This window comes from Dyadobacter sandarakinus, from assembly GCF_016894445.1.
Classification (GTDB): Bacteria; Bacteroidota; Bacteroidia; order Cytophagales; family Spirosomataceae; genus Dyadobacter; species Dyadobacter sandarakinus.
Genome location: NZ_CP056775.1, coordinates 3,479,530 through 3,503,952, shown reverse-complemented (window position 1 = coordinate 3,503,952; position 24,423 = coordinate 3,479,530). Strand labels below are relative to the sequence as shown.

Annotated in this window: 24 protein-coding genes; 15 read left to right on the top strand and 9 right to left on the bottom strand. The window is 48.6% G+C overall.

Annotation, left to right across the window (positions count from 1 at the left end; all coding sequences use genetic code 11):
* Positions 1–42 precede the first annotated feature (42 nt).
* From mutS to HWI92_RS14130, 3 genes are all read left to right on the top strand, one after another.
* A complete protein-coding gene (gene mutS, locus HWI92_RS14140; protein WP_204656198.1) occupies positions 43–2,667 on the top strand; it encodes a DNA mismatch repair protein MutS in 2,625 nt (874 codons plus the stop codon).
* Positions 2,668–2,731: 64 nt separating this feature from the next.
* On the top strand, positions 2,732–3,919 hold the full coding sequence (locus HWI92_RS14135) for a nucleoside permease (RefSeq protein ID WP_204656196.1): 1,188 nt from the start codon (positions 2,732–2,734) through the stop codon (positions 3,917–3,919).
* A complete protein-coding gene (locus HWI92_RS14130; protein WP_204656194.1) occupies positions 3,919–4,287 on the top strand; it encodes a DMT family protein in 369 nt (122 codons plus the stop codon). Before HWI92_RS14135 ends, HWI92_RS14130 begins: the two co-directional genes overlap by 1 nt.
* A 59-nt stretch (positions 4,288–4,346) precedes the next feature.
* Here HWI92_RS14130 and rbp read toward each other — a convergent pair whose 3' ends face one another.
* The 3 genes from rbp to HWI92_RS14115 all read right to left on the bottom strand — a co-directional run bounded on the left by rbp (position 4,347) and on the right by HWI92_RS14115 (position 6,721).
* A complete protein-coding gene (rbp, locus tag HWI92_RS14125; protein WP_204656192.1) occupies positions 4,347–5,066 on the bottom strand; it encodes an RNA-binding regulator in 720 nt (239 codons plus the stop codon).
* Between the two features lie 46 nt (positions 5,067–5,112).
* Entirely contained in the window at positions 5,113–5,946 is an 834-nt protein-coding gene (locus HWI92_RS14120; protein ID WP_204656190.1) for an SMP-30/gluconolactonase/LRE family protein, read from the bottom strand.
* A 130-nt stretch (positions 5,947–6,076) separates the two neighbouring features.
* Positions 6,077–6,721, bottom strand: coding sequence for an HAD family hydrolase (locus tag HWI92_RS14115; RefSeq protein WP_229247942.1), 645 nt, complete (start codon positions 6,719–6,721; stop codon positions 6,077–6,079).
* A 181-nt stretch (positions 6,722–6,902) separates the two neighbouring features.
* Here HWI92_RS14115 and HWI92_RS14110 point away from each other — a divergent pair, with 181 nt between their 5' ends.
* The 4 genes from HWI92_RS14110 to HWI92_RS14095 all read left to right on the top strand — a co-directional run bounded on the left by HWI92_RS14110 (position 6,903) and on the right by HWI92_RS14095 (position 9,622).
* Positions 6,903–7,355 (top strand): hypothetical protein, encoded by a 453-nt coding sequence (locus HWI92_RS14110; protein WP_204656187.1) that lies wholly within the window; start codon positions 6,903–6,905, stop codon positions 7,353–7,355.
* A gap of 12 nt (positions 7,356–7,367) precedes the next feature.
* Positions 7,368–7,841 carry a hypothetical protein gene (locus HWI92_RS14105; protein ID WP_204656185.1) on the top strand — a complete coding sequence of 158 codons (474 nt, stop codon included), beginning with the start codon at positions 7,368–7,370 and terminating at the stop codon, positions 7,839–7,841.
* Positions 7,842–7,966: 125 nt separating this feature from the next.
* Positions 7,967–8,470, top strand: a complete 504-nt coding sequence (gene ispF, locus HWI92_RS14100) for a 2-C-methyl-D-erythritol 2,4-cyclodiphosphate synthase (RefSeq protein ID WP_204656183.1) — start codon at positions 7,967–7,969, stop codon at positions 8,468–8,470.
* A 48-nt stretch (positions 8,471–8,518) separates the two neighbouring features.
* Entirely contained in the window at positions 8,519–9,622 is a 1,104-nt protein-coding gene (locus HWI92_RS14095) for an amidohydrolase family protein (protein WP_374757902.1), read from the top strand.
* 3 nt (positions 9,623–9,625) lie between these two features.
* Here the strand turns inward: HWI92_RS14095 and HWI92_RS14090 are convergent, their stop codons facing one another.
* Complete coding sequence (locus tag HWI92_RS14090; RefSeq protein WP_204656179.1) at positions 9,626–10,738, bottom strand: ABC transporter substrate-binding protein; 1,113 nt, start codon at positions 10,736–10,738, stop codon at positions 9,626–9,628.
* Between the two features lie 136 nt (positions 10,739–10,874).
* Between HWI92_RS14090 and HWI92_RS14085 the strand changes: the two genes are divergently transcribed.
* Complete coding sequence (locus tag HWI92_RS14085; protein WP_204656177.1) at positions 10,875–12,125, top strand: M16 family metallopeptidase; 1,251 nt, start codon at positions 10,875–10,877, stop codon at positions 12,123–12,125.
* A gap of 36 nt (positions 12,126–12,161) precedes the next feature.
* On the opposite strand, the gene HWI92_RS14080 is transcribed toward HWI92_RS14085, so the two are convergent.
* Entirely contained in the window at positions 12,162–13,454 is a 1,293-nt protein-coding gene (locus tag HWI92_RS14080) for a M16 family metallopeptidase (RefSeq protein WP_204656175.1), read from the bottom strand.
* 117 nt (positions 13,455–13,571) lie between these two features.
* Between HWI92_RS14080 and HWI92_RS14075 the strand changes: the two genes are divergently transcribed.
* Positions 13,572–14,690, top strand: a complete 1,119-nt coding sequence (locus tag HWI92_RS14075) for a glycosyltransferase family 4 protein (protein WP_204656173.1) — start codon at positions 13,572–13,574, stop codon at positions 14,688–14,690.
* 13 nt (positions 14,691–14,703) lie between these two features.
* On the opposite strand, the gene HWI92_RS14070 is transcribed toward HWI92_RS14075, so the two are convergent.
* Entirely contained in the window at positions 14,704–16,110 is a 1,407-nt protein-coding gene (locus HWI92_RS14070) for a tetratricopeptide repeat protein (RefSeq protein WP_204656165.1), read from the bottom strand.
* A 77-nt stretch (positions 16,111–16,187) separates the two neighbouring features.
* Positions 16,188–17,186: an NAD-dependent epimerase/dehydratase family protein gene (locus tag HWI92_RS14065; RefSeq protein WP_204656163.1), complete on the bottom strand. Its 999-nt coding sequence runs from the start codon at positions 17,184–17,186 to the stop codon at positions 16,188–16,190.
* A gap of 272 nt (positions 17,187–17,458) precedes the next feature.
* On the opposite strand from HWI92_RS14065, the gene metG reads away from it, so the two are divergent.
* Positions 17,459–19,531: a methionine--tRNA ligase gene (gene metG / locus HWI92_RS14060; protein WP_204656161.1), complete on the top strand. Its 2,073-nt coding sequence runs from the start codon at positions 17,459–17,461 to the stop codon at positions 19,529–19,531.
* A gap of 134 nt (positions 19,532–19,665) precedes the next feature.
* On the opposite strand, the gene HWI92_RS14055 is transcribed toward metG, so the two are convergent.
* Positions 19,666–20,088 (bottom strand): Hsp20 family protein, encoded by a 423-nt coding sequence (locus HWI92_RS14055; protein WP_204656151.1) that lies wholly within the window; start codon positions 20,086–20,088, stop codon positions 19,666–19,668.
* Positions 20,089–20,321: 233 nt separating this feature from the next.
* Positions 20,322–20,597, bottom strand: coding sequence for an Rdx family protein (locus HWI92_RS14050; protein ID WP_204656149.1), 276 nt, complete (start codon positions 20,595–20,597; stop codon positions 20,322–20,324).
* Positions 20,598–21,008: 411 nt separating this feature from the next.
* Here HWI92_RS14050 and HWI92_RS14045 point away from each other — a divergent pair, with 411 nt between their 5' ends.
* From HWI92_RS14045 to HWI92_RS14025, 5 genes are all read left to right on the top strand, one after another.
* Positions 21,009–21,416, top strand: coding sequence for a hypothetical protein (locus HWI92_RS14045; RefSeq protein ID WP_204656148.1), 408 nt, complete (start codon positions 21,009–21,011; stop codon positions 21,414–21,416).
* Between the two features lie 18 nt (positions 21,417–21,434).
* The gene (locus HWI92_RS14040; RefSeq protein WP_204656146.1) at positions 21,435–22,133 is read left to right on the top strand and encodes a hypothetical protein; all 699 of its coding nucleotides are present in this window, start codon (positions 21,435–21,437) and stop codon (positions 22,131–22,133) included.
* The gene (locus tag HWI92_RS14035; RefSeq protein WP_204656144.1) at positions 22,120–22,983 is read left to right on the top strand and encodes a sensor histidine kinase; all 864 of its coding nucleotides are present in this window, start codon (positions 22,120–22,122) and stop codon (positions 22,981–22,983) included. Before HWI92_RS14040 ends, HWI92_RS14035 begins: the two co-directional genes overlap by 14 nt.
* Before the next feature lie 3 nt (positions 22,984–22,986).
* On the top strand, positions 22,987–23,643 hold the full coding sequence (locus tag HWI92_RS14030; RefSeq protein ID WP_204656142.1) for a response regulator transcription factor: 657 nt from the start codon (positions 22,987–22,989) through the stop codon (positions 23,641–23,643).
* A 99-nt stretch (positions 23,644–23,742) separates the two neighbouring features.
* Entirely contained in the window at positions 23,743–24,423 is a 681-nt protein-coding gene (locus tag HWI92_RS14025) for a type 1 glutamine amidotransferase domain-containing protein (RefSeq protein WP_204656140.1), read from the top strand.

Genomic DNA, 24,423 nt, shown 5'->3' with positions numbered 1-24,423 from the left:
GTTAAATTTGTACATATCCTGTTTCTTAACTACGGTCGATAATTGGCAAAGGCACATAAGGAAACCCCTCTTAACAAGCAATATAACCAGATCAAAGCCAAGTACCCGGGTGCATTGCTGCTCTTCCGGGTGGGAGACTTTTATGAGACTTTCGGGGAGGACGCCATACGTGCTTCAAAGATTCTCGGAATTGTACTTACCAGACGCAATAATGGCGGCTCGCATGAGGAGCTCGCCGGATTTCCTCACCACTCGCTCGACAACTATCTGCCTAAGCTGGTCCGTGCTGGAGAACGGGTTGCTATTTGCGACCAGCTGGAAGATCCTGCTACGGCAAAGGGCATTGTAAAACGCGGTGTCACCGAGCTCGTAACCCCGGGGGTATCGCTGAACGATAATGTTCTGGATATCGGAAAAAACAATTACCTGGCTGCAGTGCATGCAGGAGAGGATGGATTGTACGGTGTAGCGTTTCTGGATATCTCGACGGGTGAGTTTATGACTTCCCAGGGCAATGCAGCGTATATTGATAAGGTACTGCAGGGTTTTGCACCGGCGGAGGTCCTTTTTTGTAAAAAGCATAAAAGTGAATTCAACCAACTTTTTGCCGGCAAGTTCCACACTTTCCAGCTGGAAGACTGGTGCTTTGGCTATGATTACAGCTACGAGCTGCTCACAGGTCATTTTCAGACTACCTCACTGAAAGGTTTCGGAATTGAGTCACTTTCTATGGGTGTGATTGCTGCGGGCGTGATCCTGCATTATCTCAAAGAAACCGAGCATAGGGAGGTTGCGCATATTGGCAGGATTACTCGCCTGGAAGAAGAAAAATATGTTTGGTTGGATCGTTTTACTGTTCGTAACCTGGAACTGGTACTGCCGCAGCAGGAAGGTGGCGTGCCGCTGATCCACGTGCTCGATCGTACCGTGACGCCCATGGGGGCACGGTTGCTGCGCAAATGGATGGTGCTGCCCCTGAAAGAAAAACAGCCTATTGAAGAAAGACTGGATACCATCACGCATTTTCTCGAAAATGAAGACCTGCATGATACTATTACCCAGTACCTTAAACAGATCGGGGACCTCGAAAGACTGATTTCCAAAGTAGCTGTACGCCGGATCAACCCGCGGGAGCTTGTGGCATTGAAGAAGTCTCTCAAACAGATTGCACCTGTGCGGGAGCTGCTGATCGACATGAAAGAGAAGCAGCCGAAAGGTGCAACCGAAGTACTCAGGAAATTTGCCGATCAGCTCAATCCATGCAGCTACCTGGTAGAAAAGATAGAAAATGAACTGCGGGAAGATGCGCCTGTTTTATCCCATCAGGGACGCATGGTCAAAACGGGCGTTGATCCGGAACTGGATGAGCTGCACGCAATATCCTACGAAGGCAAAGACTATCTGCTCAAATTACAGAACCGCGAAACGGAGCGGACCGGCATTGGCTCTCTCAAAATTGCATACAACAAAGTTTTTGGGTACTACCTCGAAGTTACCCACGCCCACCAGAACAAAGTGCCGGCCGATTGGATCAGGAAGCAGACACTGGTGAATGCGGAACGGTACATTACCCCCGAGCTGAAAGAGTATGAGGAAAAGATCCTTCATGCAGAGGACCGGATCTCAGCCATCGAATCACGGATTTTTAACGAGCTGGTTACCGCTGCCGCGGACTATGTGGGCACGATCCAGCAGAATGCCCTGGTTATTTCGGGTCTGGATGTACTGAGCTCTTTTGCCACGGTGGCGCGGAAGAATAATTATACCAAGCCTCTCATCACGGAGGAAAATAAGCTGGACATCAAGGATGGCCGGCACCCGGTGATTGAACAGCAGCTTCCGGTTGGTGAAAGCTATGTGCCCAATGACCTGTACTTGGACGATAATTCGCAACAAATCATCATTATTACCGGGCCTAACATGGCAGGTAAATCTGCATTGCTGCGGCAAACTGCGCTGATTGTTTTGATGGCGCAGATCGGGTCGTATGTTCCTGCAAGTAAGGCAAGCATCGGGTTGGTCGATAAGATTTTCACGAGGGTAGGAGCCAGCGACAACCTAAGCCGGGGCGAAAGTACTTTCATGGTCGAAATGACCGAAACAGCCAGCATCCTCAACAACCTCAGTGATCGCAGCCTCGTGCTCATGGACGAAATTGGCCGGGGAACAAGTACGTACGACGGTGTTTCCATAGCATGGGCGATTGCCGAGTACCTCCATAACCTGCCCCAATGCCGCCCGAAAACACTTTTTGCAACCCACTACCACGAGCTCAACCAGCTTTCCGACGATTTTCCCCGAATCCGGAATTTCAATGTGGCCGTCAAGGAAGTGGATAACAAGGTGATTTTCCTGCGAAAATTACAGCCGGGAGGCAGCGCTCATAGTTTCGGGATTCACGTAGCTCAAATTGCCGGTATGCCTCAGCACATTGTACTTCGTGCGAGCGAGATCATGCAGCATCTTGAAAAAGACCACGTGAGCAAAGAGCATAAAAAGCGCGTAAAGGATATTCCGAAAAACAATTTCCAGCTCAGCATTTTTGAACCTGCCGATCCGCAGATGGAAGAGCTGAAAGAAAAGCTGGCCCTCGTAGATGTGAATGCGCTGTCGCCCATCGAGGCACTTTTAAAGTTGAACGAATTTCAGAAAATCGTTAAAAAATAGACCTATGTTCTTCATTTTAAACCAATTTACTCAATCTACTAATTAACAACTCCTATTCCTGTTTATGAAAAACTCAACGCGCATCCAATTGATGGCCATGATGTTCCTGCTCTATTTTATATGGGGCTCGTGGTACGGACAAATGAGCAAATACATGTTTACCAGCCTGAAAGCAACCGGATTGCAGGTGGGTAATGCTTATGCGGCCTTTTCAATCGCGCAGATTATTGCTCCCTTCTTTGTTGGTATGATCGCCGACAGGTACTTCGCAGCCCAGAAAGTGCTGGGTGTGCTCAGCCTGGCAGGCGCGGTACTGTTATATGTACTTTCCGGCATTACCGATGCCGATTCTTTCTTTTGGGTGATCCTGGTATACTGTATCAGTTTTGCGCCAACCATGTCCCTGACCACCTCCATTGCCATGCAGCAGGTGACCGATTCTGAAAAGGAATTTCCCGTAATTCGGGTGATGGGAACAGTTTCCTGGATTGTAGTTACCAACATCATTGGCTACTATGGCTTTGGAGACAGCAACATGATTTTTAAAATTTCCATGATTGCGGCGGCTGTACTGGGTGTTTATTCCTTCTTTTTACCTAACACACCTCCCAAGCCAAGTACCAGCACTTCCTTCTCGGACATTCTCGGGCTTGATGCGTTCAAGCTTTTCAAAGACCGCTCTTTTGCCATCTTTTTTCTATCGTCCCTGCTGATTTGCATTCCGCTTTCTTTTTACTACGCAATGGCCAATCCTTCCCTGACCGACTCAGGTATGACCAACGTGGAGAATAAAATGTCGCTAGGACAGGCTTCAGAGGTAATTTTCATGCTCCTCATTCCTCTGGCATTCCGTCGTCTTGGTGTTAAATGGATGCTGATTGTGGGGTTGATTGCCTGGATCATCCGCTTTGTCGGCTTCGGCTATGGTGATGCTTCCAGCGAGTGGTTGCTGTACCTGGCTATTGTGCTGCACGGTGTTTGCTACGACTTCTTCTTTGTGACAGGACAAATTTACACAGACAGCAAGGCAGGAGAAAAGTACCGTTCCTCTGCTCAGGGGCTTATTTCCATTGCTACTTACGGCATTGGAATGGGGATCGGGTCATGGATTGCGGGCCTTGTAGCCGACATGTATACCGTCAATGGTGTGAAAGACTGGACCAGCATCTGGATGGTGCCTGCGGGTATCGCGGCGGTTGTGCTCGTACTTTTTGTTGTGCTTTTTAAAGACAATAAAGTAAAAGCTGCCTGATGAAATCATTCCTGACGATTGGCCTGCTGATATTGTCCAATACCTTCATGACGCTGGCCTGGTACGGGCATCTGAAGTTTAAGGAGCTGGGTTGGTTCCAAAAGTCGGGTATTCTTACCATCATTCTGGTTAGCTGGGGGATCGCATTATTTGAATACTGCTTTCAGGTCCCGGCTAACCGGATCGGTTTCAAGGAAAATGGGGGACCATTTTCATTAATGGAGCTCAAAGTAATCCAGGAAGTAATCACACTCGTGATCTTTACGATCTTCACGTTGCTGTTTTTTAAAACAGAGACCTTCCGGTGGAATCACCTGGTTGGATTTGTTTTCCTGGTACTTGCCGTCTATTTCATTTTCAGGAAATAAAAAAAGCGGCAAAGCATTTCAACCGAAATACTTTGCCGCTTTTATAAATTCTTCGGATCTCAGTAAAGATCGTCTTCGTCTTCGTTCAGATAACGTTCGTAGCTTTTCTTGGAACCGCCGCCTCCCTTCCGGACGTACTCACCTTTTCCACGGTCGTCGTACTTAGACTTGCTATGTTGGCCACCGCGGTCGTTGTGCCCTCCTCCGTGACTCCGATCGTTACGGGAACGATCATGCCCCGGTGTACGGGGTGCAAATCCATTGCCGCCAGCGCCTCCAACAGCTCCCCGGTCAAATCCGCCTCCTGTCGGAGCCGGACTGTCGTCACCATCCCGGTCACCGGCAGACGCAGGCCGCGCAGGTGCGCTGCGGTCACTCGCGTAACGATTGGGTGCACTGCCTGTGCCCGTGTTGTTGTTGAACGAGCCACCGCCGCCGTAGTTGCCAGATCCGCGGTTATCGTCGTTAGACGGGCGTGGCCTGTTAAATCCTTCCCGCTTAACATCTCCCCTTGGCGCTCCGCTATCCCCTCTGGATTCTCTTTTCTGGGATTCGTTTACTACCAATGGTCTTCCGTACATCTCCGCGCCGTTTAGCTGGCTGATAGCCATACGGGCCTCTTCTTCGTTCGGCATTTCTACAAAACCGAAGCCTTTGCTTTGACGCGTAATCTTGTCAATGATGATCTTCGCGGAGCTCACATTGCCGTATTTCTCGAAAGCCTCACGCAGTTCGCTTTCTTTTAACTTAAAAGAAAGACTCCCAACAAAAATGTCCATGGAAACGCCTTAGTTTTTTATTTTAGGTTTCAGGTTATAAATATATTTATTTTAGCTGATACGCTACAACACTGTTTTTCATGAATGTAGGAACATACACGATTTTTTTGGCCGGATCATAGCCAATATCGGCCGTATTAGACTGCTCAGCAGTCGTATCAAGCAGTTTTTCAGTGCTGCCGTCTGATTTTACATAATAAATAATTCCTGCCCACGACGAAACCAGGTACTCACCGCGTTTGACCTGCTCAATGCCGTCGGTGCTTTTGTCCATACCTTCTGCAATTACGCTTATCTCTTTGGAGGCTGTCAGTTTTTTGAGCGAACCCGAATCCAGAATCAGCAGATCGGTGCCCAGTGCAAGCAATCCGTTTGGTCCGGTCAGGTTTTCATAGTAGGTAGTCACCTTTCCGTTTTTCAGCAAATGCACTTTTTTGGTCTGCGAGTCGGAAACGTAAATGTTCCCTTTGGCATCAATCGTCAGGTCATTCAGGAACTTGGAATCTTCCACCGGGTACTTGTTCAGGATTTTACCTGACTGGATGTCGATCTCAACAATGTCAGTAACATCCGCCACATAAAGTTTACCGGCAGTCTGGCCCATACCCTTGGGTGCATGGAGGCCGCTGACCCAGTCTTTGGAAATAATTTTACCATCCAGACCTACTTTGCCAATCGCACCCTTTCCGTCCTTTTCAGCTGCCTTTCCGTCAATCTGGGCTACATACAGTGCCTTGTCTGCCTGGCTGTACAACACGGATTCAGGAACAGGAAGCGTCGTGTCGGTGGACCATATCTTGGTAAGCGTATGCTGCGCCTCCGCGGCAAAAGGGAATGAAGCGGAACATACAGCAGCCAGTAAAATTGCCTTAGGGTTCATAGCGTCTCGTTTAAAATGTTGTTCAGGTAGTTTTTGTTACAGCTTAGCAAGGGTAAATGTAGCCTTATTTACTTTTTCAAACTGCAAATTTCGCCAAATGCTGGCGCCCGCCCAATGCCTGCAACAAGGATTAAAGTAATGCAGCTATGGCCTGGTAATCGAGTTGCGTATAATCTTCAATGTAAAGGTGGCAGGGCGGCAGCTCATCCCGGCTGTGCGATGTTAGTACGCCTACTACATGCATTCCTGCATTGAGGCCCGCAGTCACACCCGAAAACGAATCTTCAAATACAACACACCGGTCCTGACTCACACCCAGGTTGCGCGCCGACGTGAGGTATACTTCGGGATCGGGCTTGTGCTTTTTTACATTTTCACTGGCCAGGATGGAGCCCAGGTAGCTGCGCACCGGCACACGGCTGAGGATAAGGTCCAGGTTCGCGCGGGGAGCCGAGGTTGCTACGCCCAGCTGCACATCATGGGTATGCAGGTCTTCAATAAACCGCACGAAACCAGCCACAGGATCAACATGCGGCTCATAGAGTTGTCGGAAAAGGCTTTCTTTTTCATCTTCAAGCTTCAGTAACTCTTTACCCTCTATCACCCTTTCCAGAAAATGGCTCAGAATATAGCTGTTACTTTTCCCAAACATATGCTGCGCAAAGTCCTCATCGGTAGGGGAGAGGTTCCTTTTGGAAAAAAATTCCCTGAAAGCCTGCGAGTGATACGGGTTGGTATGACAGATGACGCCGTCCATATCAAATATGACAGCCATACTACTTACTATTGTACGTTTGTTCATCAAAATATTTCTACTACGTAGTTCTTTGTTGATACTTTGTAAGGTTATTCTATTAAATTTACTCTTACGCAGCACAAAGTTTTGCGAAAGCTGCCGGGAATTCAATACACTTTGGCTTACCTCCAACAAATTTGACTATAATTAATTGTAGTGTATGAATGATTTAGAACGTATCGGCGGCGGGCACCCGGCAGTGGCTGGTCGCGGCCGCAATCTCACCTCGGTAGAAGTCTACGACCAGTTTGGTGCGATGGCTTATGGGATCATTTTGCAGATCATTCCCCAGCCACACCTGGCGCAGGAAGTATTGGTAAATGTATTTTCTTCACCTCAGTTGCAGGCGTGCAACAGTTATCCGTTTACCTTTGCAGTGTGTGTGATCAAGCTGGCCCGGGCCAAAGCCGTGGAAGCCAGGCGCAAGCTGATGGCACTCAATCCTGAGCCCGACAAGATCGCCGGCATGCCCGAAAGGTCGCCGCAGCAGATTTTTGACCTGGCATTCAGGCAGGGCTTCACACCCGACGAGGTAGCCGAGAAATTATCGATCTCGAAATCCGAGGTACTGCGTTCTTTTCATGAGTTTTTTAAATCACCCGGCACACCTTAAACAGCGAGTAAGTTGAGCACCCAGGATTTGATAAAAAGTGGTCTTGTTGAATCATTCCTGCTCGGCTTTGCAAGTAAGGAGGAGCAGGAGCTGGTTCGTGAAAGAGCATTGACTGACAGTCAGTTCAATGATTACCTGGCAGATATTGAGTCGAATGTGAGAGCGTATTTCAATGGAAAATCCGTGATTCCACCGGCACCCCTGCGCGAGGTGATTGCATTACGCAGCCCGCAGAAAAATGCAGGCAAGCCGAAGCACGAATTTCAGTCCGCCGACGCTGGTCCGTTAAACGGAAATGCCCGGTACCACGAGATTGAGGTTAATGATACGCATATCAAAGTGCATAAATACTGGCGTCCGGCCTTCATCGCTGTTTTTATACTTTCCAAGATTTTCCTGATTGCCGGCCTGTACTTTTATTTCAAGTCACAGCATGTGCAGGACGAGCTCAACCGCCTGAAAGCGCAGACGGAACTTCATAAATAGCTTTTGCAAGCCGGCCCCTGCCGGCTTTTTTGTTGTAAAACACAGCTGCGGTGCCCGTCACTGCATTGCCCGAATGCCTTATATTTCTTTTATTGCATTTTTTAAATCACAAAAACTGATCGAGAATGTTTGCTTTCCGGGTAGGGCAGGGCTACGATGTGCACCAGCTGGAAGAAGGGCGGCCATTCTGGCTGGGAGGTATACTGATACCGCATACACATGGTGCCAGAGGGCATTCGGATGCCGATGTCGTGTGCCATGTAATCTGCGATGCGCTGCTGGGAGCGGCCAACCTTCGTAATATCGGCTATCATTTTTCGGATAAAGATCCTCAATGGAAAGGTGCAGACAGTAAAGTCCTGCTGGCGCGCGTACTCGAAATGGTGCGGGAAAAAGGGTATGAGGTGGGGAATATAGACGTGACCGTTGTATTGCAGAATCCGAAGCTGAACCCGCATATTCCTGCCATGAAGGCCTGCCTTTCCAAAGTGATCCGGCTGGACGAAGACCAGCTTTCCATCAAAGCGACCACTTCGGAGCATATTGGATTTGTAGGAAGAGAAGAGGGGATTGCGGCACATTGTGTGGCGTTGATATATGTTCCCGGAGCTGCTTCATTCCATATATAGCCGACAAACCTGGCCTTTCCTATGAAAAAACTGTTTACCACCTTTCTGATGCTGGCACTGGCGATGCCGGCCTTTGCACAACAGTCCCCCGTGGCTACCGAGCCGCTCGGATTTGAGGAGTACGATCCCATATCCACGCTGAAAGTGGAGGAGCACCTGCTGAAACGTGCCAAATTTCCATTTATCGACGTACACAATCACCAGTATCAGATGCCTACCCAGGACCTCAATGCGCTGACCGCCGAGATGGACAGCCTGAACATGGGCATCATGATCAATCTCAGCGGACGCGGCTGGTCGCAGGAGTGGGAGGAAGGTACCGCAACCTTGAAAGGCTCGGTAGAAAATATCCGCCGGACACAGCCTAAGAGAATTGCGGTTTTTACCAATCTTACATTCAAGAATTTCGGTGAAAAAGGCTGGACCGAGCGGGCGGTGAAGCAGCTGGAAGACGATGTGAAGTCCGGCGCGTGCGGTCTTAAAATCTACAAAAGCCTGGGATTTGCCGGAATCAAGGATGATAAGGGTAACCGCGTGGCGGTAAGTGACGTACGTTTGCAGCCGGTATGGAAAAAGTGTGGCGAGCTAGGCATTCCTGTTTTGATCCACACGGCGGACGTACCCTCATTCTGGGATCCGATGGACCGTTATAATGAACGCTGGCTCGAACTGAAAACCCATCCCGGACGCCGCCGCGGACCCAATGATCCGGTACCGTTTGACTCCCTGATTGCCGAGCAGCACCACGTATTCCGTACCAATCCAAAGACGACATTTATCAATGCACATATGGGCTGGTACCCCAATCACCTGAAAAAACTGGACAGTCTGATGATCGCTTTTCCAAACATGTATGTGGAAATCGGAGCGGTGATCGCAGAGCTGGGAAGGCAGCCCCGCACAGCCCGTAAGTTTTTCGAGAAGTACCAGGACCGCATCCTGTTCGGAAAAGACAGCTGGGTTCCAGCGGAGTATACGACGTATTTCAGGGTTTTGGAAACCGAGGATGAGTATTTTCCTTACCACAAAAAGTACCACGCATTCTGGCGCATGTACGGTATGGGCTTACCTGACGAGGTACTCAAAAAGGTTTACTACAAAAATGCGCTACGCATTATTCCGGGCCTGGATGCCAGCCGGTTTCCACGCTGATCCTTATTTGTACGCCTTCGCTTCGCGGATGAGCGCACGGTACTCGGCTTTATCGAGGCACTTTTTGTAATACTCTTTGGCCTTGGCCTTGTTGTTGGCGCGCGAGGCAATACGTGCAAGGCCGGCATACGCCATGGCGTGATATTCCTTGGTATACTGGTCGTCGTAGGATGCTTTGATGGCCAGAAGGTACTCATGTTGTGCGGCTGCATCGTTTTTATGGCCTTTTTCTTCCAGTAATCCCTGGAAAGTACGCCAGGCGGCAGGATAAAAGCCGGTATTTACTTTCTTCAAAATCGCAATATCCGGGCTGGCGGCATCATACTTCCCTGCCAGCAGCAGGCCTTCTATGTTTTTCATCCTGAAAATGGTGTTTTTGGGATACAGGTCCACCAGCTTCTCGGTATAGGGTACTGCCTTTTCGGGGCGGCTTTCATATTTGAGATACAAATGCGCAAGATAAAAGCAGGCTTCGGCCCGGGTGATCGTGCCGAGCCTTGTAGCAGTATCTACCTGCTTCAATCCCAATGCTTTATCTCCTCCTTTAAAAAAAACCAGCAGCGGCTTTACAATCGGGTGTTCTTCCGGATATACCTCCACATAGTAGTTGTACATGCCTGAGGTGAAGTAAAATTCAGGATTTTTATTGATCAGCTTCATGCCCTCGATGAATGCATTGTAGGCCTTTTTGCCCTCGCCTGCGGCATTCAGCATTTCGCCTTTGTAGTTATAGATCATGGCCATGTAGCCCCGGGCCACCATTGTGTAAAATACCGCCTCCGGGTCCAGACTGTTTTTGCCATACTTCTGATTGACGGCATTCAGGCACGTTTCCAGCTTTTGGAGGTACTCTTTGGATTTTACCGGATTGTCTTTGATCGGCATGTACTTCCAGAAAAGTATAAAGGAATCCAGAATATGGGTAACCGGATGGTTGGGGTATTTCTTTTCTACCTGCCCGATAAAGGTCTCGGCTTCCTCAAACTCGTAGTTGTAAATTTTATCAAGACTATTCTGAATGGTTTTCAGCGAAGCCTGGTCATTGAGCAGCTGTGCCTGTCCCCGAAATGAAATGAAAATAAAGAGCAGGCAAAGTAATTTGAGGGTATTTGGCATGGCTTGGACTAATAACTCGGATTGGTTTGGTGGTATCCCACTTGCGCGTTAGCTTTGTTTATAACCCTATTTCACCGGGACGGGTTTCTGTGGCAAAGCTAATTTTGCCGTTTTAAATGATATTACGCTCAGACTTATGATCCGCTACAAGCAATTTACACTGGACAATGGCCTGCGGGTTTTTGTGCACGAGGACTTCTCTACGCCGATGGCGGCTGTGAATATCCTTTATAATGTGGGTTCCCGCGATGAGGACGAGGAGCGTACCGGCTTTGCGCATTTGTTTGAACACCTGATGTTCGGCGGTTCCAAACATATTCCCAGCTACGATATTCCCGTGCAGAATGTAGGTGGTGAAAACAATGCATTTACGTCCCCCGACATCACCAATTATTACATTACACTTCCTGCTGATAATATAGAAACGGCTTTTTGGCTTGAATCTGACCGGATGCTGAGCCTTTCTTTTGACCCGAATGTACTGGAAGTGCAGCGCAAGGTGGTTATCGAGGAGTTCAAGCAGCGCTACCTGAACCAGCCCTATGGCGATATGTGGCTCAAACTGCGGCCACTGGCGTACCAGGTACATCCCTATCGCTGGGCAACAATCGGCAAGGACATTCAGCATATTGAACGTGCCTCGCTGGACGATGTAAGCAGCTTTTTCTTTCGTTTTTACCGCCCCAACAATGCTGTGATGGTTGTAGCAGGCGCCGTAACTGCCGCACAGGTAGAAGAGTTGTCGAAGAAGTGGTTCGGCGATATTCCTCCCGGTCCGGCTTATATCCGCAGCCTGCCCAAAGAGCCTGTTCAGATGGAGGCACGCGTGCTCGAAGCCTCAGCCGCCGTACCCCTCGATATGCTCGTGAAAGTGTTTCACATGCCGGGCAGGTACGAATCCGGCTTTTATGAGGGAGATCTTGCCAGTGACATCCTGGGCCGCGGAAAGTCGTCGCGCCTTTATCAGCAGCTGCTGAAAGAACGTAATATGTTTAACAGCATCAGCGCCAGCGTAACTTCATCTCTGGATCCGGGGCTGCTGATGATTAAGGGAAATCTGAATCCCGGCGTGTCGCTGGAAGAAGCCGACAAGGCGGTGGACGAAGTGATCAGGGAGTTTGTGGAAAAGGGTACCAGTGATGAAGAAGTAATCAAAGTCCGGAACCAGGCAGAAGCATCGCTTGCATTTTCGGAGGTGGAATTGCTGAACCGCGCCATGAACCTGGCTTTTGCCGCCAATGCAGGTAATCCGGAGTGGGCCAATCAGGATGCGGAAATCATCCGTAACATGACGGCCGGTGACCTCAACCGTGCCGCCCGCAATATCCTTCGTCCGGGTAATGCATCCACCTTGCTGTACCGGGCCGATCAGAAGGCCATGGCATAACACAAAAAAAGCCTCCGGATGATCCGGAGGCTTTTTTTAATCTTCTGGTATAAATGTGAGGTAACTGAAATTAGCCTCGTCAAACATTTCCTGCGCAATTTCCTGCAACTGTGCGGCGGTAATCTGCTCAATTTCTGCAAAGATTTCAGGGAGGGAATCAACCTTCCCGGTGTCCAGCAGGCTTTTGGCCATCATCAGCATAAAGCTCATATTGCTTTCCTCGGACATCGCAAGCTGACCCATCAGCTGTACTTTGGTCTGGTGTAACTGCAGCACGGACAAGGGCACCTGGCGAATCCTTTTCAGTTCCTTGTGAATCAGGTTAATGCTTTTGGCAAGCTGCTTTTTTTCGGTGCCAAAGAATATGCCCGTAAAGCCTGTATCCAGGTACGGTGTGTAGTTGGCCTCAATGGAGTACACAAAACCATACTTCTCACGCAGCGACAGGTTGAAGCGCGAATTCATGCCTGGTCCGCCGAGCAGGTTGATCAGTACAAAAAACGGCAGCCGGCGATCGTCCTGCAATGCATAGGCAGGCTGGCCCATCGCACATTGCGCCTGCTGGATCGGCCGCTCTTTCTGCAATGAAACAGGCGCATAATGTATAGGCGCCGTTCGGGTCCTTTCAGTGCGGTGGTGCGGTACCTGGCCCAGGTACTTTTCAGCGGTTTTTATAACTTTTGCAAATGGCAGCCGGCTCACGGAAGACACTACAATCCTTTCGGTATCAATGTTATCATGGATAAACCGGAACAGGTGCTCCCGGTCAAACGAACTTACGGTTTCATTGGTACCCAGAATATTTTTGCCCAATGCATGATCCGGAAAAACCAGCTCATCAAAATCGTCCTGGATCGCGTCCTCCGGAGAGTCCACGTACATAGACATTTCTTCCAGGATCACATTCCGCTCGCGTTCAATCTGTTTTTCAGGAAAAACGGAGTGAAAAGTAATATCGGCCAGCAGTTCCAGTGCTTTTTCAAAATGGTCGTCCAGTACCGAGGCGTGAAAGCAGATTTTTTCCTTAGTCGTATAAGCATTTAATTCACCGCCTACGTTTTCAAGCCGGTTGATGATATGATAGGAGCTGCGTTTCTCTGTTCCTTTAAAGGCCATATGCTCCCAAAAATGCGCGAGTCCCTGCTGGTAGGGAAGCTCGTCGCGGCTGCCGATATCCAGCATAATGCCGCAATGCGCAATCTGCGTGTACGGAACCTGCTTGTGGGCTATCCTGATTCCGTTGGCAAGCGTATGTATCTGGTATTCTTCTGCGGGTGAGATGGAGGTGGATCGAGGGTTGCCTCTTTTACGAATGCTGTTTCTCTTCATTCCTTATGAACACAAAATAATCGCCAATAATTTACGGCGGTAAATACAAAAATACAGACTTTTGCGCTGAAAGCCGCCAGATGTCCGGCCGTTATTCTTTCAAAATGGACGAGTCGCATGCGCATAGGATTTGATGCCAAGAGGGCATTTGCAAATAAGACGGGCCTGGGCAATTACAGCCGTTTCGTGCTGGAATCGCTTCTTGCCTACGAGCCTGGCGACGAGTACCTTGCCTACACGCCCAAAGACCGTAACGGACTTTTTCAGACTTTCCCGAAAGAAAACATACAGCTGCCCGACCGATTTTTAGATAAAAAGCTATCAGCCTTCTGGCGATACAGCAGCGTTTTACATCAGCTGAAAAAAGACAGGATCGGGATTTTTCACGGACTCAGTAATGAGTTGCCGCAGGGGCTGGAACAGGCGGGCATTGCATCCGTTGTTACAATCCATGATCTGATTTTCGAACGTCTGCCGCATTTGTTCAATCCTGCCGACAGGCTTATTTACCGTCACAAGTTTAAATCTGCCTGCCGGCGGGCAGATGCAGTGATTGCCGTGAGCGACCAGACACGCCGCGACCTTATAGAGCTTTACCGGGTACCAGATACAAAGATAAAGGTCATTTACCAGGATTGTAACCCTGTATTCCGGCACGCGGTACCGCTAGCAGAGCGAAAGCAGATTGTGCAGTCTTATGGTTTGGAAAAACCCTACATACTGAGTGTAGGTACTTTGGAGGAGCGTAAAAATCAACTTCGCCTCGCGGAAGCATTTGCACGGCTGCCACGAAAGGATTTTGATCTGGTACTTGTCGGAAAGCCCACTGCCTACGCTGAGGCGATCCGGGATTTTATCAGGAAAAACAATTTGGAAAATAGTGTGCGGCTGCTCACCGATGTGCCTACTGCGCATTTACCTGCCTTATACCAGCAGGCAGAAGTATTCGCCTACATCTCCGTTTATGAAGGTTTTGGAATTCCGGTTGTAGAGGCATTGCATAGCGGAACGCCCGTACTGGCCGCCAAAGGTTCCTGTCTGGAAGAGGCCGGAGGTCCGGGAGGCTTGTATGCAGATCCCGTTGACCTGGACGATATTACCGGAAAATTGCGCCAACTTATTGAGCATGAAACACTCCGCGCGCAGCTCGCGGTGGCAGGGCAGGAGCATGTCCGGCAGTTTGATGGTCAGCAGATAGCGGGGCAGCTTGCCGCTTTATACGGGAGTCTGAAGTAACAATACCGGGAGGTTATTTCTCCCGGTATTGTTCGATGATGCGGTATAATGCTTTTTGTTTTTCCAGATCGGGAAAGAAATCAAAAAGCTGTACGTGGCCCTCATAATCAAGGGTGAGTGCATTTTCAAGATTAACCAATGCCTCGCGGTATTGTCCTGCATGGATCTGGTAAACGGCCATGCGGTAGTGCAGATCGGCTTCTTCCGGCATTTCGTCGACAGCAGCCTGCAGCAAGTCACAGGCGCGGGCATAATTGCCTTGTTCAAACAGCACATACGACCATTTCAGCCAGATATCAGGATTGGAAGGCTCAATTTCTGCTGCTTTTTCAAAGGCTTCAAATGCCGAAATAACATTCCCGACTTTAAACTCGGTCTCTGCAAGTGCCAGCCAGTAATCCGGGTTGAGTTCGGTAATCTGGATCGCTTTGCGAATAAAACCCACTGCTTCATACCAGCGTCCAAGTTCACTGAAACAAATGCCCAGCCCATACCATCCGTCATCCCATTGCTTGTCCAGCTTCACGGTTTGCCGGTAGTAGCGGATCGCCGTCTCAAAATCGCCCAGCTTTTCGTAGCAGGTACCCAGGCAGCAGCAGGTTTCGGGCTGTTCGCCTTCCAGCTCCATAGCGCGCAGGTACTGGTCTTTGGCATCGGCATATTTTTCAAGACTCATGTATGCATTGCCCAGCTGAAAGAATGCGGATGCAAAATCATCTTTGACAAGCGTAGCATACTCATAGGCATTCACCGCGTCTTCATGCCTTTCCAGCTTGCTGAATGCAATGCCCAGATTATACCAGGCATGGTGCGAAAACGGATCACGGTCTACCAGCTCGTGGTAATAGGACAAATGGCTTTCGAGCTGACCGACCAAGTCAAGGCAATGGGCCAGTTCGTACAATGCACTTTCGTTATTCAGATTGTTGCGCAGCGATTTTTTGTAGTACAGGATCGCATCCTCGTATTTGCCCCAGTTCTGGTACGTTTGCCCGATCTGAAAGTAAATCTCATCCTGATCTTCCACACGCTGCAGAAGACCTTCAAGGACTTCAATGGCCTCTTCATATTCCCCCATCATGTTGGATATGGCGACCTGCATAAAGGATATTTCAATATCGCCCGGATGAAACAGCGATGCTCTTTCGAGGATCTCCTGAGCCAGGTCGTGCTCACCGCGATTGGCATGCAGCTGCACCATGTTCAGCAGCAAATCAAGGGAGTAAGGATAGTCGGAAAGGCCCAGCTCGCAGGCTTTAAATGCCTTGTCCCAATCCCCTTTTTCTATGTAATGTATGGTAACCTTTTCATAAGTGTCCAGATCGAAAAATACCGGCTCACTGGTTTTCAGCATTCTCTCAAACCTGAGCAAGGTTTCATTTAAGTAGTCTCTTCTTTCCCCGAAATTTTTCTCCATCATACCTACTTTAAGTTAAATCTGAGGGCTCCCTTTTCTAACTGTTAATGAAAGAAAGTTATAAAATAAATCCCCGTTATTCAAATCTTGCCAAGCAAACTTTCACTAATCCGCGACACGCTTTTCTCAACTGGCTGAAAGCTAAAATCTAATGCTTCCCTTATTTTTCGATTGTCGTATCTGATTTTTCGGGCTGCTGATTTGGCTGTTTCTTTGGTAATCAGCGGCTTTGTGCCGAGCAGCCACGTCCGTACTGCCTCTATGCGCCAGATGATCCCTGCAAGCCATGGTTTTACCTGATAGGCGGGTCGCATCTTACCCATAGCGTCTGCGATTAAGGAGAACAAATTTTCGTACGTAATTGATCCTGCATTGAGCAAAAAACGCTCGCCCGAGATGTTCGAAAATAGGAGTTTTTCAATAACCTCAGCTACGTCCTGCACATCCACTACATTGGCGATGCCCTCAGTATAGAATGGATTTTCCTTGTACACATATCGAAAAAGCTGCGTACTGCTCCTGGTCCAATCGCCCTCTCCGAGAATTACGGTCGGGTTCACAATTACGGCGCCCAGTCCCTCCGCAATGCCCCTCCACACTTCCAGCTCGGCTAAGTGCTTGGTTTTGGCATACTCCGAGTTCTCGGGAGAGTCTTCCCAGCGCTGGTCTTCATTGAGTACCACTTCACGGCCGGCCTGGAATTTACGGCTGTCGGGCCTGCCAATTGCGGCGATGCTGCTGACGTGGCAGAGCTTTTTGATGGGGTATTTCAGACAAACATTGACCACATTGGCAGTGCCCTCAACATTTACCTTGTACATCATTTTACGATCACGGGGCACAAAGGATACCACAGCCGCCGCGTGCACCACATAGTCGACCTGGCGTATCGCTGATTCCAGCGCTCCAAGATCAAGGATATCGCCCTCCTGCCAGGTAATGGAGCTTTCAATGCCGGACAGCAGGCTCCTGTTGGCACCATTCCTGACCAATGCATGCACCTCGCAGCCTGCTGCAATCAGCTTGCGTGCCGTATGACTTCCAACCAGCCCGGTAGCACCGGTAACAAGAACTTTCATGCGAGCTCCTTAAAATTTTCAGTTCCCAAGTTCGGTATTGAAATATTAAGGACAAAAAAATACCTCCGGGCTGTAAGAAGGTATTTTGACTGCAAGATCCCGTTTCAGCGCTTACCTGACAGGCTTATATATCTTTCTGCCCGTGCATGCATTTGCCGAAAACATCCGCAGACTAGTCGGGAACGTTGTCGCTTTTACTATTTTTACGTGCCTGCATAAAAGCCGTAAAATGACTTTTCAGGCACTTCAACTTATTTTTTTGACAAATACCAATGCCTATCTCCAATCCACAACGATATACTGTTACTGCTGCGCTCATCTATGCCAATGGTCCTATTCACATCGGGCACCTGGCTGGCTGTTATATTCCGGCTGATATTTACGTCAGGTACCTGCGGTCCAACCGGAAGGAAGTAGCTTTTATCAGTGGCACCGACGAGCACGGTGTTCCTATTACCATCCGGGCAAAAAAGGAAGGACTTACCCCACAGGGCGTTGTTGACAAGTACTACGCACAAATTGACCAGTCTTTCAAAGCGCTGGGCATTACATTCGATATCTATTCCCGGACAAGCAAGCCGATCCATCACGAGACCTCGCAGGCGTTTTTTCTGGACTTGTATAACAAAGGGGTGTTTACCGAGGAGACGACGGAGCAGTACTATGATGAAACTGCGCAGCAGTTCCTGGCCGACCGTTACATTGTCGGTACTTGCCCGGTATGTGCCAATCCCAATGCTTACGGTGATCAATGTGAGCGTTGTGGCTCTACCCTCAGCCCGATGGAGCTCAAAGATCCACGCTCGATGCTCTCGGGAGCCAAGCCTGTCTTAAAAGCGACCAAAAACTGGTATTTGCCCCTGGACACCATGCAGTCGCAAATCGAGGAATATATCAACAGTCACCCCGAATGGAAAACCAACGTGGCCGGCCAATGCCAGTCGTGGCTGAAAGACGGGCTTAAACCCCGCGCAATGACCCGTGATCTCGACTGGGGCATCAGCGTACCACTGCCTCACACGGACGGAAAGGTATTGTATGTATGGTTTGAAGCGCCCATCGGCTATATCTCGGCCACCAAAGACTGGCTTGTGCAGCAAAACGGAAGCGACGAGGGCTGGGAAAAATGGTGGCGGCCAGCGGAAGATGGCGGGGGAGAAACCAAGCTGGTGCATTTTATTGGTAAAGACAATATCGTTTTCCACTGCATCATATTTCCGGCTACTCTGATGGCTGAGGGTAACTATATTCTGGCTGATAATGTACCTGCCAATGAATTCATGAACCTGGAAGGCGATAAGATCTCAACTTCCCGCAACTGGGCTGTGTGGCTGCACGAATACCTGGAAGAGTTGCCCGATAAGCAGGATGTACTGCGTTATGTACTCACTGCCAGTGCACCTGAAACCAAGGACAGTGAGTTTACGTGGAAGGATTTTCAGACCAGAAACAACAGTGAGCTCGTCGGTATTTTCGGGAATTTCATTAACCGGGCCACGGTGCTGACCCAGAAGTTTTGTGACGGGAAAGTACCGGCTGCCGGGAACCTGGAAGATGCCGACCGGGCATTACTGAGCGAGCTGGCAGCTTTTCCTGCGCGCATCGGCGAGTCGATTGAGGCCTACCGCTTCCGGGAGGCACTTTCCTATATTATGGACCTGGCGCGCCTTGGTAACAAGTACCTGGCCGATACCCAGCCGTGGCATGTGATCAAAACGGATCCTGAGCGTGTGAATACTATTCTTAACCTGGCTTTGCAGGTATGCGGAACGCTGTCGATTGTGGCGGAACCTGTGCTTCCGTTTACAGCTGCAAAAATCCGGGAGCAGCTGGGCATTGCCGGAAAAGACTGGCTGGATGCGGGAAAAGCCGACCTGCTGACTGCCGGTTCCCTGGTGCCGGAAGGGAAGCTTTTGTTTGAAAAAATAGAAGACCACGTGGTCGAAAGGCAAATTCAGAAGCTGCATGATGCAAAACGTCAGAATGAGCTTGAAGGAAAAGTAGTAAGTCCTGTGAAAGCAGAAATCCAGTATGATGATTTTGCCAAAATGGATATACGTGTAGCAACCATCCTGGAAGCCGAAGCAGTACCGAAAAGCAAAAAGCTGCTCAAATTGCTGGTAGACATCGGTTTGGAAAAACGTACGGTGCTTAGTGGGATTTCGGAACATTTCAAACCGGAAGCTATCATTGGCAAAAAGGTACTGTACCTGGCCAACCTGGCCCCACGCAAAATGATGGGCATGGAAAGCCACGGAATGATCCTGATGGCCGAGCAGAAGGATGGTAGTCTCTCCTTTGTACAACCCGAAACCGATGTATGGAATGGCGGAACGGTGAATTGATTTAAAAACAGCGATGGGCCGGGTTACTCAGCCCGCCTATCACTGTTTTCAAATAATGTCAATGATCAGGCAAATAAAAAAACCGGCAGCTTTTGACTACCGGGCATCCGTTTTAAATCCAGCATGTAGCACCGTTACCATCTTTCGATCTCAACTTTTCGGTGAAAATCGCCCTTCTCATTTCCATAAGGAAGAAACAAGACCAGGTGACGGAAAGTATCATCATATTTAGCCGAAATATTTTCAACATCAACGCCATCCGGAATTACGAATGTATTAATGAACCGGACCGTCCTCCATTGTTCATCGTCTGCGAGATTTTCCTGAGAAAATATAGGGAGCAAGTGAAACAACTTTAAGTTATTGGTGTTCCGCTTTCCTTTTACCACTTCCAGCTGCATATCTTCTACTTCGATGCCAGGAACTTTAACAACCACTTCAAATCCACTTTCACCACGTTCCAGCTTAATAGCAGGTTCACTCATCCCGCCATTCACTGTGTTGATAAAGTCGATGTTCATCAACATTTCTTGTGGTATTTTCAATTTGCTTTCCATAGCTATCGCAATTTAGGTTCACAAGTATGGTCTCTGTGTCAAAAACTGTGTGCCAAAGGTTAAGCAAAAGTTAAGTACTTACGAGTTACCTGCATATTTTTCAGGAGAAATGCCCTCAGCGGCTCTAAATGCACATTTGAAGAAAAACAGTTTGTGCATAAAGATACCCGCGACGCATATACATGCCATTATAGCAGGTCGGCTTCATGTGGAGCGACAAAATGGCTGGGTTGCTAGCGATCGCTATGACCCAGCGAGCGCTCAGGATCAATCTCGTCACGTACTTTTTGCTTGACTTCTTTGGGCTCAGGAAACCGGCCCTCGCGTTTGCGGTCCCAGAGCAATGTATTATCTATTTTAATCGTGTATCTTCCTGATACTTCTGACGGAATGAGCTGCACAGCGAGCAGGTCATTGCTGAAAGTGGTAAGCAGCTCCTGGGCCATCCATGCCGCCCGCAGCAACCAGCCGCACCTGGGGCAATATTCTATGCTGATAGTCGGTTTCATGCGCTGTTTGTAAATATGAATGTAGGACGTTCGGGTAAAAACCGAAAAAGCCGCAAGGAAAATTCCTCACGGCTTTTTAATATTAACCTAACCCTTTTAATCTCGATGAGAAAGTCCTTGCCGGTCTTTCCTATACATAACAAAGGTAGCTGGTGCCGTCAGCAGCTTTTAGCGTGATAATCCCCGATTTTTTTGCCTGCGTGATATCCTGTGCCCCGTTTGTAATACTGCGTGTTTTAACAGGTAAAATTACGTGATTTTAAGAGGCCTACTTATTGTAAAGACTTGACATATAGACAATTATCTTGTTTTTGATTAATCAGTAGGCTGTCTCCGGCTTGTTGAAACACGTTTCCGGATCTAATTTTACCATATCCAATTATCTACATTCAGCTCTAATTTTTTACTGTTATGCCACAATACAGAGGAACCGAAGGGGAGCTAATCCCGGTAAGAGAAGCCAGACATCTTACAAGGCGTTATCAAAGAAGAAAAGAGGAATATCTGAGAGCGGGGGATAACTATGTTGAAGCAGAATTTTTCGGACTGGAAACGTTCCGGCGCCTATTGGACGAATGTGGGGGAGAGCCGGTTGGATTTCGGGTGTATTACAGTATTACGGAGGAAGATCATGAGGGAGATGAGCCGGTATTTACCGAAGACGGTACAGGGAGACCTACGCCGCGCCTGGTGATCGTGCCTGTGGATGCGGAAGGTGTAGAGCTAACAGGCCGGATGAGCATCGGCGGCCTCAAGGATATGCCGGATGGGGGAGGAAATGTGATGGCAAAGGGCCCGATATGCCCTCGCCATTGTTAATGTTTTAATCCTGCCAAGATGTTCGAGAGCTATATTTCCTATGCTTTACGACAACCTATTCCAACCATCCCGGTATTTCTGAACCTGTTCCCTATTATTCTGATCTTTAAAAGAAAAGGTTATAGGGAACGGACCATTTTATTGTTGTTGGTTTATCTGATCATCAAGTTCCTGATTGATTTTGTCATGTTTGACTGGGCGGCACAGAAGAAGAACACGGTGATATTATACAACATCAATGTACCTGTAAGGTACCTGCTGGTGAGCGGAATGTATTATTTCCAGCTACAGACGCGCCCCTACAAGATGCTTGTACTGGTAATGATGCCCCTTTTTACATTATTTTCAATCTGGGACATTTTACACATCAATCCTACCGGAAACGACCTTTACCACCACAACATGGTACTGTATTCAACTACAGTGGAAAGTTTGCTGATGATATTCTGGGTACTCCTGTACTTTTATGATACGATACGCACACTCAAGATCCCCAATCTGCTGACCTATCCTTTTTTCTGGATCTGTTCGGGACTGCTGATTTATTATTCCTCGTTTCTTTTTATCGCGCCGGTGCTGCATTACTCTTCGAAATGGGAAGACTGGCTGGATTTCGGATTCCTGGCCTATTTTCCGTATATATTTGAATCAGTGAGCATTGTTCTTTTCAGCATAGGCATTTATCAATATTCTCCCAAACTGTATGCAAAACACTGAGGAACTCAAATATGCGCTGCTCATTGCTTCCATTGCAATGCTGATGATGGCATTTTTTGTTATCTCATTTGTGATGTACTATCAGAAGCGAAGGTTTGAAGAGGAAAAGAAGATTAACGAAATCGAGAAAAATTACAACCGCATGCTTCTGGATACGGCTTTAAATTCGGAAGAAACCGAGAGAAGGCGTATTGCCCAGGACCTGCATGACGATATTGGTACCATGCTATCGCTCACAAAACTCAGTCTCAACCAGCTCAGTAAAATGGTGGGGACGATGGAAGGGGACAAGGAGGAGCAGATCATGCGGAAGTCGCAGTCGCTGGTGGAAGAAACAATCCTGCACGTGCGCCGCATCACACGCGACCTGGTGCCTACCACGCTCGAAAGGTTCGGGCTGATGGAGGCGATCGAGGAATTTATTCACAAGCTGGAAGAGGATAGTAACCTGGTCATTACCTTTCAGTCCAATACGGAGGAGTTTCCAAGGCAGGGACAAAAGCAGGAGCTGACGCTGTACAGGATTATGCAGGAGCTGGTAAACAATGCGATCAAACATGCCAGTTGCACCCGGATTGAGATTTCACTGGAAGTAAATGAAAAAACCGTCGGCCTCCGTGTGACAGATAATGGGGTAGGGTTTAACCCTGAGAAGATCAAAGAGAATAACCTGGCCGGGCTTGGCCTGCTGGGAATCGAGAGCAGGCTGGCCATCGTAAATGGTACGGTTCAGTATGAAAAACCCGAAAACGGTGGTTCCAGCGCATTGGCTGAGATTCCGATTGTTGCTGTATCCAATAGTAAACCAGAGCCACTGCATCCTTTTCGTCGGGAACGCGTGAATGCATAGCATATGAAAACCTTAAAATTAGGCATCGCCGACGATCACGAGCTGTTCAGGAAAGGCTTCATTTCCATGCTCAGCGGTATCCCGGATTTTGAATTTATTCTCGAAGCCGCCAATGGCCAGGAACTGCTCGACAGACTTCCGGCCAATACGCCTGATATTGTTTTCATGGACCTGCAAATGCCCGTCATGGACGGAATACAGGCAACTGAAGCTGCTTTCGAAAAATTTCCAAATATCAAGGTAATCGTGGTGTCTATGTACACCGAGGACCGGTTTGTGATCCACATGCTTGAAAAAGGCGTGCAGGGTTATCTGCTGAAAGATACCAGTCCCGATGAAGTGGAAAAAGCGATTCGCCGGGTGGATGAGGAAGGTTTTTACTACAATGACTTTGTCTCCAAAGCCATGCACCGCAAAATGGTGAACCGGCAAACCAATAAACACCCCTTCTTTCCGAATGCCTGCAATGTGGCCCTTTCTTCCCGTGAAAAGGAGGTATTGCAACTGATTTGTGACGGACTATCTACGCAGGAAATCAGCGATAAGCTGTTTATCAGCGTCAGGACCGTGGAAGGTCACCGGCTGAGGGTTCTTGAAAAAACCGGCACCAAAAGTACTGCCGCCGCCGTCGCTTTTGCCTACAAAAACCAGCTTTTATAACAGCAATGCTGCATCTGGTGTTTTATAAACTCGGCTTGTAACACTGGAAAATACCTGGATAAAGTGGTACCTTAAACTTTGTATCTTCCAGGATGTACTATGAAGGCTTTGATTGTCTGCACCAATCACGATGCTTACCCTACCAAGGCTGGTAAAACCGGTTTGTGGCTCAGCGAGTTGACACATTTCTATGATCTGATGGCCAGCCGCAATATCCTGATGGATTTTGTGAGTCCGAAGGGCGGCCATATTCCCGTGGATGAACGCAGCCTTGACTTAAAGGATGATTGTAATGCCAAATGGTGGGCAGATGCTGCGTTTCGTCATAAGCTTGAAAATTCATTCTCTCCCGCAGCTATCATCGCACGCGATTACCGCCTCATTTACTTCACCGGCGGCCACGGCGCCATGTGGGACCTGTATGAAAATCAGGAACTGCAGGAAATTGCCCGGGTCATTTATGAGCGCAATGGAATGATTTCGGCCATTTGCCACGGCGTATGCGCTTTACTTAATGTGAAACTTTCCAACGGTTCATGGCTCATCGCAGACAAATACCTGACGGGCTGCAGCAACATGGAAGAAGCCCTGATGAGCTTCGTGACCGAGGTGCCGTTTTACCTCGAAGATAAAATCAAAGAGCGCGGCGGACACTACACCCGTACAGTAATTCCATTTATGGAATTCATCGAAATGGATGAGCGGCTTATCACCGGCCAAAATCCGAATTCGGCCAGGAAAGTTGCTTCAAAAGCATTGGAAGAACTTTTTGAAAAATAA